The following is a 15,169-nucleotide window of genomic DNA, read 5'->3' on the forward strand; positions in this document are numbered from 1 at the left end:
AGAGGTGAGATTTTCTGACCTCAAACAACGTTTGATTTATATCCAACAGCAGAACGCCAGTGTCATCAAATACCATTAATTTAAACCATTCCCAGAGTTCTCCATCATCTGAAGTTGCAACTAAACTTCCCTTTACTCTTCAAGATTTAAAAGCAGCAATACCTGCTGAATGTTTTCAGCCCAATGTGGCAAAATCACTATATTACTTTTTTCGTGATATCTTGATTATCGGTCTGCTTTATGCAGTTGCTAATTACTTGGATTCTTGGTATTTCTGGCCAGTGTTCTGGCTCATGCAAGGAACAATGTTTTGGGCTTTGTTTGTCGTCGGACATGACTGCGGACACCAATCTTTTTCTCAGCATAAATGGCTGAATGATTTGATTGGACATCTTTCCCATACACCGATTCTTGTTCCTTATCACGGTTGGCGAATTAGTCACAGAACTCATCACAAAAATACTGGCAATATCGATAATGATGAAAGCTGGTACCCAGTGACGGAATCGCAGTATAACGAAATGGATTCGCTGCAAAAGATAGGCCGATATTATGTATTTTTATTGGCTTATCCAATATATTTGTTTAAGCGTTCTCCCAATAAAGAAGGTTCCCACTTTTCACCGAATAGCTCACTCTTCAAACCATCCGAAAAATGGGATATCATTACTAGCACTACCCTATGGATTGGTATGGTAGCGTTGCTTGGTTTCCTCACCTACCAATGGGGTTGGATGTGGTTGCTGAAAAATTACGCTGTACCCTACATTGTGTTTGTAATTTGGTTGGATTTGGTGACATTTTTGCATCATACTGAACCAGAACTTCCCTGGTATCGTGGAGATGATTGGACTTTCTTAAAAGGTGCGATTTCTAGCATTGACCGTGATTACGGGTTGATCAATCACATCCATCACGATATTGGTACTCATGTAGCTCACCACATCTTCTTGAATATGCCTCACTACAATTTGCTCAAGGCAACTGAGGCAATCAAACCGATTATGGGTGAATATTACCACAAGTCACAGGAGCCAATTTGGAAAGCTTTATGGCGTTCAGCTATTAGCTGTCATTTTGTTCCCGATGCTGGCGGACAGGTCTACTATACTTCCAATAATAAGTAACTTTTCTCACAGACTAGAAGTCTGTGGCTATACAAACGAAGTCCGCGTAGGCGGACTTTTTTTTGTATGTTTCGGGGTTTATAGAAGTAACCCGATAGGCGCAAAACCCTGTGTCTTTTAGACTCCGGATGTAGCGCCAACGGTGAATAAATTAAACGTGATTTTTTCTTTTTGGTTCAGGTAAAGAATCAATCAATTCTTCTATGATTTGAGTCATAGTTTTATCTTTTTCCACCGCTAATAAGCGTAGTTTATTAATTCTGCGTTCGCTTAAAAGTATATGTAATTGCTTTTTTGGCATATTATGTAGTTTATGTGTACACAATCATGCTATCATATATACAGTTAACAAAATCATCAAGGAGGTGATTAAGTAATGCTGGTTTTAGAGTACAAAGTCAAAGCTAAAAAGCATCAATACGATGCAATTAATGAGGCTATCCGTACAACTCAATTCATCAGAAATAAAGCTATACGCTACTGGATGGATTCCCCAAAAGAAGCCAAAATTAATAAAATTGCTTTAAATAATTACTCAACAGCGTTACGCAAAGAGTTTAAATTTGTTGAGGAATTAAACTCAATGGCTTGCCAAGCTGCAACTGAACGAGCATGGTCTGCCATTGATAGGTTCTACCATAACTGTAAGAAGAAGAGGCAGTGCGGTCTTGGGGTCTCCCCAAGTGGAGCAACTGCCGTAGTAGCAGGTAAAAAGGGCTATCCCAGATTTCAAAAAGATAACCGTTCGGTGGAATATAAAACCTCTGGATGGTCGTTAAATCAAACTAAAAGACGCATCATATTTACTGATAAAAAAGGTATTGGTGAAGTAAAGTTACTTGGTAAATGGGATATCGAAACTTACCCAGTTAAGCAAATTAAGCGTGTTAGATTGCTCAAAAAAGCCGATGGATTCTATTGTCAATTCTGCATTGATGTAGATGTTGAATCTGAGTCTAGAATTGCTGACGGTGAAATAGGTCTAGACGTTGGTCTAGAGTTTTTCTACTCAGATTCTAATGGTAATCATGTAGAAAACCCTAGATTTTTGAGGAAATCTGAGAAAGCAATTAAACACGCTCAGAGACAGATTTACAAAAAAGAGAAAGGCAAAAACCAAAGAAGAAAAGCACGAAACAGGTATGCTCGAAAACATTTAAAAGTAAGTAGGCAACGGAAAGAACACGCTCTTAAATTGGCGCGTAACGTATGCAAAGCTAACGCTTTAGTAGCCTATGTTCGGCGAAGCCGTTGCCGAAGGCTAAATTTGAATATTAAAGGCATGGTAAAAAATCACTGTCTAGCCAAGAGCATTAATGATGCATCTTGGTCACTTTTCCGCAGTTGGTTAGAATATTTTGCAGCTAAATTTAACAGCACTGTTGTTGCTGTCAATCCTAGAATGACATCTCAAAAATGTTCGGATTGTGGAACAATTGTCAAAAAATCCCTCTCAACTCGTAGCCATGTATGTAGTTGTGGTTGCAGTTTGCAGAGGGATGTTAATGCTGCAAAAAATATTCTAAATCTTGTCTCCGACACGCTCCGCGATGCAAAAGCTAGGGTAGGGCATACCCAAAGTAACGCTTCTGGACTAGTAACCTCTACTCTAATTGGCGTAAGCCTGTTAGAGCAAGTTACTAGGATGAAGGAAGAATCCCCCGACTTTACGAGTAAGTGAGCAAAGCGAAACTTACTCAGTCGGGGGAGTGTCAAAATTGTTAGGTCTAGATAAAAATGAACTATATCTGAAAAGTTTTATGACGCTCACTATTCAAGATGTAGAAAGACTACAACAAAAACTACAAGATGAACAGCAGGATTACCAAATAGAACTGCAAGCCGGAAATATTCTAGTTATGGGTCCATCAGATATTGAGTCTAGTGAAATCGGCGCTCAGTTGATATACTTATTAAAACTTTGGGTTAATCCTCGTAAGCTCGGGCGGATATTTGACTCAAGTGGTGGATTTATCATGCCTAACACAGATTTACGCGCCCCTGATGTTTCTTTTGTAGCGGCGTCAAGACTAAAACGAACTGTGCGCGATTTTGCCGAGTTAGTACCTGATTTGGTAGTAGAAATAAAATCGAAAACAGACAGAATTTCTAAATTGCAAGAGAAAATTAAGCTGTTTTTAGAATTAGGTGCAAGGGTAGGAATATTAATTAATCCAGACCAGTTAACTGTAACTGTATATCGTCCTAATGGTGATGTTCAAATTTTAACTGGGGATGATAAGTTAACTATTCATGAGTTATTACCTGGTTGGGAAGTGGCGATTTCTGAAATATGGCCGCCCGTATTTGAGTAGGTTTTTATGTTTCGTGCATTCGCCGCTAGGCGTTCTCGTAGAGTAGGCGAAGAAGCGTAGAAAGGAGAACGAAAATATGGAAGAGTTATTAACTTTAAAGGAATTATTGCTTGAGGGGAAGATTTCCCAAGCTTTGGAGTTGGTGGAAGAGTTGGAGGAAATGAGTAAGTCTGATAAATTGAATAAAATTTTTAGTTATGGAATTATTGTTTTATTGCACTTGATTAAACAAGCGGCTGAAAAACGCTCTACTAGGTCTTGGGAAACTTCTATTTTTAATTCTGTTAAGCAAATTCAACGCACTAATCAACGTCCAAAGGGTAAGGGTTATTATTTACAGGAAGATGAATTATTGGAAACCTTACAAGATGCTTATGAGTCGGCTTTAAGAAAGGCTGCTTTGGAGGCTTTTGAAGGAAGCTATAAAGCAGATGAATTAGGAGATTTGGTCAATCAAGATGCAGTGATTCAAGAAGCTATGGATTTGATTTTGCGAGGATGATCTCGTTCCCAGTCTCCAAACTGGGAATGTCGTCTTGGAGGTTCTAACTGCTGTATTTGAGTGATTAAATTAGCGATGAACCGCGAGGACGTTCAGGAATATTTAGAATCATAATTGTAAATGTCTGCCGGTCTTAATTCCCACCCCTAACGCCTAAAACCTACCATTCCCCTGCACAATATGCTTGACTGTTGTCAAGGTTTCCAAACTAATAAACCCGCGACGATGACCTTTTTGATTAGACATACCGAGAAATACCGTTTCTCCCCGCGATGGGTTGCGGGAAAAACGGGGGGAGGCGTTGATGTAGGTAGAGGCGCTGTTAACTCCTAAAGCAAACTGCCGACTTTCCTGATATGATTCAGTAACAATGCAGTCGGCGTGACCGCTACTGTGTTGATTAATCCAGGCGATCGCCGCCTCTAAGCTATCGACTAGTTTAAAAGCTACTGTCTTAGTTAAATAAGGGTTTCCCCATTCAGCTTCTTTAGCCAGCTGCAATTGGGGAAAAGCTTCTTGTAGTTCCGCATCTCCTTTGACTTCAAAGCCTTTCTCCTGTAAGCTGTTCCACAAAACTGCTAAGGACGATGGTAAGGCTTGGCGATGAATTAGGACTTTTTCAATGGCATTTACCGGATCAGGTTCGCTTTCATGGCTATCGATAATCATCCAGCGCACCATCTCTAAGCTGGCATTCAGCGACCAATAAAGGTAACAATTGCCCATTGCTGATTTTAACACTGGGCAAGTTGCTTGTCGCATTACCTGCTGTACTAAGCTAGAACGTCCGTAGGGAATCACTAAATTTAGGTACTTGTCTTGGACTACTAAATCCCGAATTGAAGCACCGTGTTCTGCTGTAATCAATTCGATACAGCCTGGTGGCAAACCTACTTCCGTCACAGCGGTTTGCAGTACCTCGGCGATCGCCGCGTTAGAATGACTGGCTTCGGTACTACCTTTGAGTATTATACAATTGCCAGTCTTGATACATAAACCCGCTGCGATCGCCCCTAAATCGGGAAACGCCTCATAAATAAACCCAATTACTCCCAAAGGCATTAACTGGGAGTAACTCTGGGAGTCTTCCTGTTGATACTCAGCGTTTCTTACTCGCCGCAGCGGATCTGATAATTCCCCCAATCGTTGGAGAATTCCTACTGTTGTCTCTAGCCTAGTGGGAGTTAGCTTCAGCCAATCCAAAATTAACTCTGGTACCGCCATTTCTCGACTTGCTTCTAAATCCAAGGTATTGGCTTCGAGAATGTCGTCAAATGAACGTTCCAGCCCCCGTGCCATTGCCAAAACAGCACGACTGCGGTCTACTCCCTTGGCAATTCCCAACTTTAGGGAAGCTTGATAAGCGCGTTTAGCGCTGTTCATTGGTTCGGGGTAATCATCAATAGCTTCAGAGGTCATTGAGTTAACGTCTGTATGTAAGCCAGACCATAAGTGCTGGCAGGATAGCCAATAGCACCGCCACCATTGCCCAAGCAATAATGCTGGAACCATTATTTGCTAATCGTAGTGCCAATGGTAACCATATAATCACTAACACAACAATAATGCCCAGTGCTATCGGCAAATAGCTTTCTCCTAGTCGCGGATGGACCACATGCCAACTATTTCCCGTCCAGCGCCAAGCACGCTTGTAGGGATAGGTTGTAGAAAGCTGCTCTAGAACATAACCATTATCTTCCACCACGAATATTTGTTGACAGCGATCGCAACCAAATGCTTCTGTGAGTGTAATGGGAATTAACCGTCCCCGACGACGGCAGGGACAGCTATATTCCGTCTCGAAATCGATTTTTTCAGGTTTTTGAGGTTGCACAAGCGTTCTAATAACTTGAGCGTGTTGTTCACACTCCCCTGGCTAAAGCCGAGGGGATTCTAAATTCACCATACCAGCCCTGGCGATTATAAATCGCGGCTACACGGACAAAACCCAGCGACCTGGGTTGAAAATCTTGATTTTGCGTTAGTCCAGGTCGGTGGACAATGCCAGTGTAGTAACGAATTATATTCGCACAAAACTTTTCAAACATCCTCATCAAACGTTTTCAGCTAAACACACTTATAAATTTATCTAAGCGGGTAACGCGATTCGAACGCGCGACATTCACCTTGGCAAGGTGACGCTCTACCACTGAGCTATACCCGCATCTTCTAACTAAATATAAGTTTCTCATATCCATATTGGTTTGTCAAGCCCTGAATTTGTCAATTGTCAGTGGTCAGTGGTGAATTGTTTTGTATTTTCCACTGACCACTGACTAATGACGCGCCTAGCGCCTAACTCCTAACTGATTTCTTCTGACTCAGAAGCAAAAGTGCCGATGCTGGCACCATCAAAAGCGGCTGGCAAAGATTGGCTATTACGAGTGTATGGCTCTGAGAGGTTAGAGCGCAATTGCCGCATCAGGCTAGCCATTTCTAGGGCGTTCATGGCGTATTCCCAACCGTGATTGCCTTTAATACCTGCTCTTTCTAAGGCTTGCTGCATGGTGTCCACGGTTAAAACGCCAAAAATTACAGGTACACCGGTTTGAAAGCTGGCGGCAGCAATGCCTTTGGCGACTTCAGCCGAGACATAATCAAAATGAGGTGTTTGTCCCCGAATGACCGCACCCAAACAAATTATGGCATCATAGCGTTGAGAAAGTGCCAGCTGGCGAGCGACTACGGGCACTTCAAAACTTCCCGGTACCCAAACATAGTCTACCTGACTACCGTGGGGGTTGGTGTCTACACCATGACGTTTCAAGCAATCTTGACATCCCTCTAGCAGCTTTACGGTAACTAGGTCGTTGAATCGACCAATTACCAATGCAAACCGCAAAGGTTCGGTTTGCGTAAAATTTCCCTCAAAAACTGCCATAACTGTCTCTGAAATCCACTATACTTCTTAGCCAATATAGTTCCAAATCACATGGTCAAATATAGTCAGACTTATGCAATTTAGCTTTAAGCGACTCTACTTTCAGCATGGACACGCTTAAATAGTGGAGTTATCAGCTATCATATAGCCGCTTGCTGACGATAAACACCAGGTTAATTGCTCAAAAGCGTATGCTGGGGCTGCTTTTTCCCCTGCATACGCCTGATAAGTGACATCTCGTAAGGGCGCAAGGCCTTGCGCCCCTACAAATGTACAGATGATTTAGGATAATTTATTTTTTGGAAGTCCCTTAAACCACGAAAAAGTTTAACACACCTACTAAAAGTACCAAGCCGATCCAAACTCCAGAACCAACCCACAACAACTTTTTCGATTCAACCCAATTTTGCGGGGTAGCATAGGCAACGGGGACGCCAATCACTAGGACAAAAGACACAAGAACTAAGGCTAACAAAGAAATTTGGAATACTATGGTCATTTTTTTCTCCCAACACAGTTAAATATTGACATCTTCTACACCAACAGCAATCTGTAGGTTGTAGGCTGATTTACGTCTTCGTGATGCCGATCCGAAGACACTTTAATTTTTTGCTTATTTTTTAACCTAGCAGAAATTGCTACATTTTAGTCAGGTCAGTTCTCGGTTTAGGTTGTTTGTATTTTCCACTGACCACTGACCAGACTTTTCATTATAGGGCATGGGGCATTGGGCATGGGGCATAGGGCATGGGGCATTGGTGAATCTTTGCCATGACGCCACTTGCTATATGCCGGGGAACCCGTCCACCGCAATGGCTCCCCCATGTCCTAAAACTCCATCCCCTTGTGGGTGGGGTGGAGTTTTTTATGATTTACACAGCAGCTTTCTTCCCAAAGCGCTTCCTGAGTTGGACGCCAAACCCCAACGCTACCACTGAACCAAAAATACTCACTGGTTCGGGAACTGATTGAATCTTGGCGTTAGAGACAGTCAAAGTCGAGGTGCCAATACTATCATCTACATCGACAACGCCAAGACCGATATTATAATTACCAGCAGTGGCAAAGCTGTAGGTGAAAGGAGAGGTTCCTGTCAACTGGGTAACTGCGTTATTAATTGTGACAAAAGCTTTGTCAGCGTCCGTAGTGGCAAAATTCCAGTTGAAGCTGAAAACATCACCAGCGTTGACACCTAAAGTATTCTTAATTGCAGAACCATACTGGTTATTAGGAATTGCGTTAGTTAGGCTAGCAGGAGTAATACCCAGAAAGTCTTCTACAGAATCAGCACCACCGCCAGTGAAAGCGGTATAATCAGTGCCTGAATTGATAGTTGCTGTGGTTGATGTAGTGCTAGCATCACCAATTGAAGTCCAAGAACCCAGCTCAATATTAGCAGCATAAGTTGGGCTAGCAACGGCGAAAGTGCCGAAACTTAATAAGCTGGTAGCGCCTGCAGTTAGAAGAGAGTGTTTGATGTTAGTCAGCATGAGATGTTAATTTTTTGCTATTCTGGTTGGTAGAGAAAAAACAACTTTGTAGTCAGGAGTACAATCCTGACTACGAATTTCTAGAAAACGAAGTTAGTAACGTTGTCCAACTGAGTTGAAGTAATGTTGTCCAACGTAATGAAGTTTCGGAACACAGCAGAACCGCTAATACCATCGCGGTCAATTTGCACAACGGCACTGTTAGCTGTACTACCTTGAACTATCTTCACATAACCATCAGCAATGGCATTGGTGCCGTTATAACCACCAGTGACTAGGCTATCAAGCAGTTGGGTGAAAACAAGTTTGTCTGAGCCGACGGTAAAATCGGTGATGGTGTGACCGACATCTCGGAGGCTGTTGTAAATAAAGTAGTCATTACCAGCACCACCTGTGAGGGTTTTAGCACCGACGCTACCTGTAATGTAGTCATTACCAGCACTACCTGTTAACGGATCACGAGTATTGCTACCGTTCAATTCATTGACATCATTAATATTGATAGTCAATTCTTTCTCAAAAATCAACCCACCTTGGTCAGCTGTCTGCACCCGGACGTTGTAACTAGACTTGGTTTCAAAATCAGGGGAAGCATTGATTTGTAACTGATTCCCGTTGATGGTGAAAGCGCTGTTGTCAGTTGCACCAGTACCAGCGACTAAGCTGTAGGTGAAGGTGTTACCTGCATCTGGGTCAGTGGTGGTGAAGGTGCCAATGACAGTGTTAGCGGCGACATTCTCGTTGACTGTGGTGGCACTTAATGTCAAGTTTGTCGGGGCTTCATTGACATCATTAATTCCGATAGTCAACGCCTTGTCAAACGTCAACCCACCAGAGTCTTTTATTCTGACGCTGAAGCTGTAAGCATTGACATCATTAATTCCGATAGTCAACGCCTTGTCAAACGTCAACCCACCAAAGATAATCAACGCCTTGTCAACCGTCAACCCACCAGAGATAATCAACTCCTTGTCAACCGTAAACCCACCAGAGTCTGTTGTCTGCACCCGGACGTTGTAACTGGACTTGGTTTCAAAATCAGGGGAAGCATTGATTTGCAACTGATTATCGTTGATGGTGAAAGCGCTGTTGTCATCTGCACCAGTACCAGCGACTAAGCTGTAGGTGAAGGTGTTACCTGCATCCGGGTCAGTGGTGGTGAAGGTGCCGACGACAGTGTTAGCGGCGACATTCTCATTTACCGTGGTGGCGCTTAATGTCAAGTCTGTCGGGGCTTCATTGACATCATTAATTCCGATAGTCAACGCCTTGTCAAACGTCAACCCACCAGAGTCTGTTGTTCTCACCCGGACGTTGTAACTGGACTTGGTTTCAAAATCAGGGGAAGCATTGATTTGCAACTGATTCCCGTTGATGGTGAAAGCGCTGTTGTCATCTGCACCAGTACCAGCGACTAAACTGTAGGTGAAGGTGTTACCTGCATCCGGGTCAGTGGTGGTGAAACTGCCAATGACAGTGTTAGCGGCGACATTCTCGTTGACTGTGGTGGCGCTTAATGTCAAGTTTGTGGGAGATGAGTTGGTGGGACTCAATTTGGAGATGAAGATGTCATCAGAGCCAGCACTGGTGAGGTTAGCGGTGCCAGCACCAGGATCGAAATCGGCTGTCCCATAGAAAAAGCCAGTGGTGTAGACATTGCCCCCACTATCCACGACGATGCTATTGCCTTGCTCGAAACTACTCCCCCCCAAATTTTTCGCCCAGGCAAAGGTGCCATCGCTATTCAATTTGGAGATGAAGATGTCTTGAGAGCCAGCACTGGTGAGGTTAGCGGTGCCAGCACCAGGATCGAAATCGACTATCCAGCTAAAAAAGCCAGTGGTGTAGACATTGCCCCCACTATCCACGGCGATGCTATTGCCAATGTCGGTACTACTCCCCCCCAAATTTTTCGCCCAGGCAAAGCTGCCATCGCTATTCAATTTGGAGATGAAGATGTCATAACTGCCAGCACTGGTGAGGTTAGCGGTGTCAGCACCAGGATCGAAATCGGCTGTCCCCTGGAAAATGCCAGTGGTGTAGACATTGCCCCCACTATCCACGGCGATGCTATTGCCAATGTCGGTACTACTCCCCCCCAAATTTTTCGCCCAGGCAAAGGTGCCATCGCTATTCAATTTGGAGATGAAGATGTCTTGAGAGCCAGCACTGGTGAGGTTAGCGGTGCCGGCACCAGGATCGAAATCGGCTGTCCCAAAGAAATAGCCAGTGGTGTAGACATTGCCCCCACTATCCACGGCGATGCTATTGCCAATGTCGTCACTACTCCCCCCCAAATTTTTCGCCCAGGCAAAGGTGCCATCGCTATTCAACTTGGAGATGAAGATGTCATTATTGCCAGCACTGGTGAGGTTAGCGGTGCCAGCACCAGGATCGAAATCGACTGTCCCATAGAAATAGCCAGTGGTGTAGACATTGCCCCCACTATCCAGGGCGATGCCATAGCCAATGTCGTTACTACTCCCCCCGAATTTTTTCGCCCAGGCAAAGGTGCCATCGCTATTCAATTTGGAGATGAAGATGTCATTAATGCCAGCACTGGTGAGGTTAGCGGTGCCGGCACCAGGATCGAAATCGGCTGTCCCAAAGAAATAGCCAGTGGTGTAGACATTGCCCCCACTATCCACGGCGATACCTTGGCCTTGGTCGAGACTACTCCCCCCCAATTTTTTCGCCCAGGCAAAGCTGCCATCGCTATTCAATTTGGAGATGAAGATGTCTTGAGAGCCAGCACTGGTGAGGTTAGCGGTGCCAGCACCAGGATCGAAATCGGCTGTCTCAACGAAATAGCCAGTGGTGTAGACATTGCCCCCACTATCCACGGCGATGCCATAGCCTTGGTCGCTACTACTCCCCCCCAAATTTTTCGCCCAGGCGTAAGTTACATCGTCAGCTAAAAGGGCGGGGTATGCTTGTGTGACTGCTGACTCCAAGGCTAGGGTTGAGGAAATTTCCCCTTGCTGGATTGTTAATTCCCAGGTTCCTCCTTGTTGACTGCTGCCCACTTTTTGCTCAGATGCGGCAATATTTGCTCCAGTCAGTTGCTGTATTTGACTGATAAAGCTTTTTCCTTGTGCTGTGGCTGCCACTTCACAACCATAAATCAAGATGTCTCTAACTTGCCACTGCTGCAGTTGCTGCCGGTATTTGTGAATATTCTCAGCGTTGAGTACAGTGTTACCCAGTTGCAGGCTACCAGGGCTACCATGAGCGATAATCTGGAGACTGTCAACATTTTGACTGCCTAAAATCGCGCTAATTTGCTCAATTCCATCCAATTCCCGGTTGAGCACAATGCCACGGGCATCTGGCAAGATACCCTGCAGTAGCATCTCATAGTCATCAACCCCAGAGTCAATCAAGACAAGGGTGTAGGCGTCTTTAGGGACTGGGGCTATCGCCTCAATTCTTTCGATAGTAGTTTGCATTGTGTCTTGGCGGTAATTAGTTGCGTTCAAAAGACCTCTTGCAAAAGTCCCCTAACACTATCCATGACAAGTTAAGACCAAATTAGATTTGCCCAAAGTCCAGTTATTGAGGTTTGACAAATTGTATCGGCTTAACTTGTCAAGAATGGTAGTAATAAATCAGGATGCCAGAACTACGTGTATTGTATTCTTTATTGCTTAATGCTTTTTTATTTCTTTGTCAAAAATAAAACCGATTAAAAACTAAATAGACAATATTACTTAGATCTGAATTTGAAATGATTTGATGACAAGGCTTTTGCAGAATTTTTTTTTGTTGACTTAGGTAATTACTACTAATAAAATCTACATTAACTAGTATAATTACATAGGTAAAGCTTGTCAACCATCTTTGTGAAAGCGGTGAGGGCACGTTTTGCCGGCGTCCTACAATATATATATGTGGTTCAATGAACTGAAAATTGCTCTTACAGCCATTTTCAGGTAAATAGACCATAGGGTAGGGGCGCAAGGCCTTGCGCCCCTACGAAGATCTGTGGTTCAAATGAGTGAAAATTGCTGTAAGGGGGAGAATTCAAAGCCAGTATCCTTGTAGGGGAGAGGAATGGAAGCGAGGTTTTCCAGATACCGTGAACAGTCAGACCACTGACCACTGACCATTGACAAATATGGATTTAATTCTTTGCCACACTACAGCAGATTTTGACGCCCTCGGAGCGGCGGTAGGCTTAACTTGTCTACTGCCTGGTAGTAAAATTGTGTTGACTGGGGGAACTCATCCGCCTGTGCGGGATTTTTTGGCGTTGCATCGCGATGAGTATCCGCTAATTGAACGTCGTTCTGTCAATCCAGAAAAAATTCGTTCTCTGACTGTGGTGGATACCCAAAAGCGCGATCGCCTGGGTAAGGCTGCTGAATGGTTAGATCTCCCCCATCTTCAAGACATCATAGTTTATGACCATCACCTAGGGCAAGCACTGGATATTCCCGCGACGCAATTGTATGTTTCTCCTGTGGGGGCGACGACAACTTTAATGGTTGAGCAATTGCAACAGAGGCAAATCTCTCTGACGCCAGCCCAAGCTACTGTCATGGCTTTGGGTATCCATGTTGATACTGGCTCTCTCACCTATGATCATTCCACACCCAGGGACGCCCTAGCTTTGGCTTGGTTAATGCAACAAGGTGCCAGTTTACCAGTGATTACCACTTACCTTGACCCTGGTTTATCTCCGAAATTACAACAGTTATTAACCCAGGGACTGGACAAATTACAATATATATGTATTCGCGGATATGCGATCGCCTGGGTACTGTTGCAAACTGAGGGGTTTGTCCCTGGGTTATCCAGTTTAGCGTCGCAAATTTTGGAGTTAACGGAAATTGACGCCTTATTACTGGCTAATGAATATCCCTTTGGTGAAAGTAATTCTCAACGGTTAACAGTGATTGGGCGATCGCAAATTTCTGGTACAAATCTTAACCTTTTATTCCAACCTTTAGGCGGTGGTGGTCATTCTCAAGCCGCATCTGTTAATCTGCGCGAAGTTGATTCCCAGGCAATCTTAAAACAACTCGTAGACAGTTTCAAGGCGACTATTCCCCATCCTCCCACAGCCAGAGATTTGATGTCCTCTCCCGTCCGCACCATTCGCCCGGAAACCACAATTACCGAAGCACAGCGGATATTATTACGCTATGGACACTCTGGTTTATCTGTAGTTGATACTCAAGGGCAATTAGTCGGCATTATTTCCCGCAGAGATATCGATATCGCTTTACATCACGGGTTCAATCATGCCCCAGTCAAGGGCTACATGACCACAAATCTGAAAACAATTACACCAGATACCATATTACCACAAATTGAAAGCTTGATGGTGACTTATGATATCGGACGCTTGCCAGTATTGGATAATGGACAGTTAATTGGTATTGTCACCCGTACAGATGTTTTGCGGGAACTGCATCAAGGAGAGGGAGAGAGGGAGAAAGGGGGAGAGGGGGAAGAGAAATTCTCGACCTTAGTTGAATTGCAAAATCGTCTGACTCCCCAATTGTGGAAATTGCTGACTAAAGCATCACAAGCAGCAGAAAAACGAGGTTGGCATCTTTATTTAGTCGGCGGTGCAGTGCGAGACTTATTATTAGCTGAAGCTGTACCTGGCACCTTAATGATTACAGATATTGATCTTGTAGTTGATGGCTTTCACAAATCAGCATCTGTCGGTGCTGGTGTAGAATTAGCAAAAGAACTGCAACAAGTTTATCCAAGTGCCCGCTTAGAAATTCATGGAGCTTTTCAAACTGCAGCGTTATTGTGGCACAAAGACCCAGAATTAAATTCTTTATGGGTAGATATTGCCACATCTAGAACAGAATTTTATCCTTACCCAGCCGCAAATCCAGAAGTAGAGGCGAGTTCAATTCGGCAAGATTTGTATCGTCGAGATTTTACCATCAACGCCCTCGCTTTACGTCTAACTTCACCCCGTGCTGGTGAATTATTAGATTTCTTTGGCGGTTTACTAGATTTACAAGCCAAACAAATTCGAGTTTTACACGCTAATAGTTTTATTGAAGACCCCACCCGCATTTATCGCGGTGTGCGTTTCGCAGTGCGTTTTGGCTTGGAAATTGAAGCACAAACTGAAGCATATATCCGTTATGCCATTAACAGTGGTATTTATGATCGCACTGCTCAAGAAAATAGCAAAACTCCCGCCCTACAAACTCGACTCAAGGCAGAATTAAAACATATTCTCGAAGCCCCTTACTGGAAATCTGCTTTACAATTACTCGATAACTTAGGGGCGTTACAGTGTATCCATGTCACCCTCAAACTAGATGAGGAACTGCTGCGACAACTCCGGTTACTAGAACGCTGTTTACGGCGATTTGATAGCCAACAAACCCTCATCCATTGGCAAATGCGTTTAGAGGCTTTAATTGCCCACCTTGCACCTAAATATCGGGTGAAAGTGGCAAAAAATCTGCAATTACAAGATGATAGCATTGCGAGATTGAAAAATTTAGCCCAGGCGCAAACAGAAGTGAATAACCTCACCCCCAGCCCCTCTTTGCAAGCGGAGAGGGGTGAGAATATTCTCCCTAGTCAAGTGGTGGAGTTGTTGCGAAAATATGACTGGCAAATGTTAATATTAATTGCCTTGCAAAGTCCAAGGGGAATTAGGCGTTATATTTGGCAATATTTAACAGTTTGGCGTCACGTGCAACCACTGTTAAATGGCAATGATTTGCAGAAATTAGGTTACAAACCCAGTCCTCAATTTCGCAAAATTATCGATGATTTACTTAAGGCTACTTTGGATGGAGTCATTCAAGATATTACACAAGCCCAAGCATTTTTAGCCCAGAATTATCCTCTATAATTTATAGTTCACA

13 protein-coding genes and 1 tRNA gene are annotated in these 15,169 nt (G+C 43.8%); 5 read left to right on the forward strand and 9 right to left on the reverse strand.

Translation table 11 applies throughout. The annotated features are described in order from the left end of the window. Positions 1–59 precede the first annotated feature (59 nt). Entirely contained in the window at positions 60–1,127 is a 1,068-nt protein-coding gene (locus tag HEQ19_11050; GenBank protein WYL99977.1) for a fatty acid desaturase, read from the forward strand. A 151-nt stretch (positions 1,128–1,278) separates the two neighbouring features. On the opposite strand, the gene HEQ19_11055 is transcribed toward HEQ19_11050, so the two are convergent. Then, on the reverse strand, positions 1,279–1,428 hold the full coding sequence (locus tag HEQ19_11055) for a hypothetical protein (protein WYL99978.1): 150 nt from the start codon (positions 1,426–1,428) through the stop codon (positions 1,279–1,281). A gap of 75 nt (positions 1,429–1,503) precedes the next feature. Between HEQ19_11055 and HEQ19_11060 the strand changes: the two genes are divergently transcribed. The 3 genes from HEQ19_11060 (at position 1,504) to HEQ19_11070 (ending at position 3,944) form a co-directional block, all read left to right on the forward strand. Next, positions 1,504–2,808 (forward strand): RNA-guided endonuclease TnpB family protein, encoded by a 1,305-nt coding sequence (locus tag HEQ19_11060; protein ID WYL99979.1) that lies wholly within the window; start codon positions 1,504–1,506, stop codon positions 2,806–2,808. A gap of 79 nt (positions 2,809–2,887) precedes the next feature. Continuing rightward, positions 2,888–3,442 carry a Uma2 family endonuclease gene (locus HEQ19_11065; GenBank protein WYM03353.1) on the forward strand — a complete coding sequence of 185 codons (555 nt, stop codon included), beginning with the start codon at positions 2,888–2,890 and terminating at the stop codon, positions 3,440–3,442. Between the two features lie 76 nt (positions 3,443–3,518). After that, a complete protein-coding gene (locus HEQ19_11070) occupies positions 3,519–3,944 on the forward strand; it encodes a DUF29 family protein (GenBank protein ID WYL99980.1) in 426 nt (141 codons plus the stop codon). A 153-nt stretch (positions 3,945–4,097) separates the two neighbouring features. Here the strand turns inward: HEQ19_11070 and HEQ19_11075 are convergent, their stop codons facing one another. From HEQ19_11075 to HEQ19_11110, 8 genes are all read right to left on the reverse strand, one after another. Next, complete coding sequence (locus tag HEQ19_11075; protein ID WYL99981.1) at positions 4,098–5,363, reverse strand: glutamate-5-semialdehyde dehydrogenase; 1,266 nt, start codon at positions 5,361–5,363, stop codon at positions 4,098–4,100. A 4-nt stretch (positions 5,364–5,367) separates the two neighbouring features. Next, the gene (locus HEQ19_11080; protein WYL99982.1) at positions 5,368–5,778 is read right to left on the reverse strand and encodes a hypothetical protein; all 411 of its coding nucleotides are present in this window, start codon (positions 5,776–5,778) and stop codon (positions 5,368–5,370) included. Positions 5,779–5,806: 28 nt separating this feature from the next. Next, complete coding sequence (locus HEQ19_11085) at positions 5,807–5,992, reverse strand: hypothetical protein (protein WYL99983.1); 186 nt, start codon at positions 5,990–5,992, stop codon at positions 5,807–5,809. Between the two features lie 44 nt (positions 5,993–6,036). Next, a tRNA-Gly gene (locus HEQ19_11090) sits at positions 6,037–6,108 on the reverse strand. A 138-nt stretch (positions 6,109–6,246) separates the two neighbouring features. Beyond that, positions 6,247–6,825, reverse strand: coding sequence for a 6,7-dimethyl-8-ribityllumazine synthase (gene ribH, locus HEQ19_11095; protein ID WYL99984.1), 579 nt, complete (start codon positions 6,823–6,825; stop codon positions 6,247–6,249). 310 nt (positions 6,826–7,135) lie between these two features. Then, positions 7,136–7,324, reverse strand: a complete 189-nt coding sequence (psbZ, locus tag HEQ19_11100; GenBank protein ID WYL99985.1) for a photosystem II reaction center protein PsbZ — start codon at positions 7,322–7,324, stop codon at positions 7,136–7,138. Positions 7,325–7,697: 373 nt separating this feature from the next. After that, on the reverse strand, positions 7,698–8,315 hold the full coding sequence (locus HEQ19_11105; protein WYL99986.1) for a PEP-CTERM sorting domain-containing protein: 618 nt from the start codon (positions 8,313–8,315) through the stop codon (positions 7,698–7,700). 80 nt (positions 8,316–8,395) lie between these two features. Further along, a complete protein-coding gene (locus HEQ19_11110; protein WYL99987.1) occupies positions 8,396–11,794 on the reverse strand; it encodes a DUF4347 domain-containing protein in 3,399 nt (1,132 codons plus the stop codon). 638 nt (positions 11,795–12,432) lie between these two features. Here HEQ19_11110 and HEQ19_11115 point away from each other — a divergent pair. Beyond that, on the forward strand, positions 12,433–15,156 hold the full coding sequence (locus HEQ19_11115) for a CBS domain-containing protein (protein WYL99988.1): 2,724 nt from the start codon (positions 12,433–12,435) through the stop codon (positions 15,154–15,156). Positions 15,157–15,169: the final 13 nt, after the last annotated feature.

The sequence above is a fragment of the Gloeotrichia echinulata CP02 genome, from assembly GCA_038087035.1.
GTDB classification, from domain to species: Bacteria; Cyanobacteriota; Cyanobacteriia; order Cyanobacteriales; family Nostocaceae; genus Gloeotrichia; species Gloeotrichia echinulata.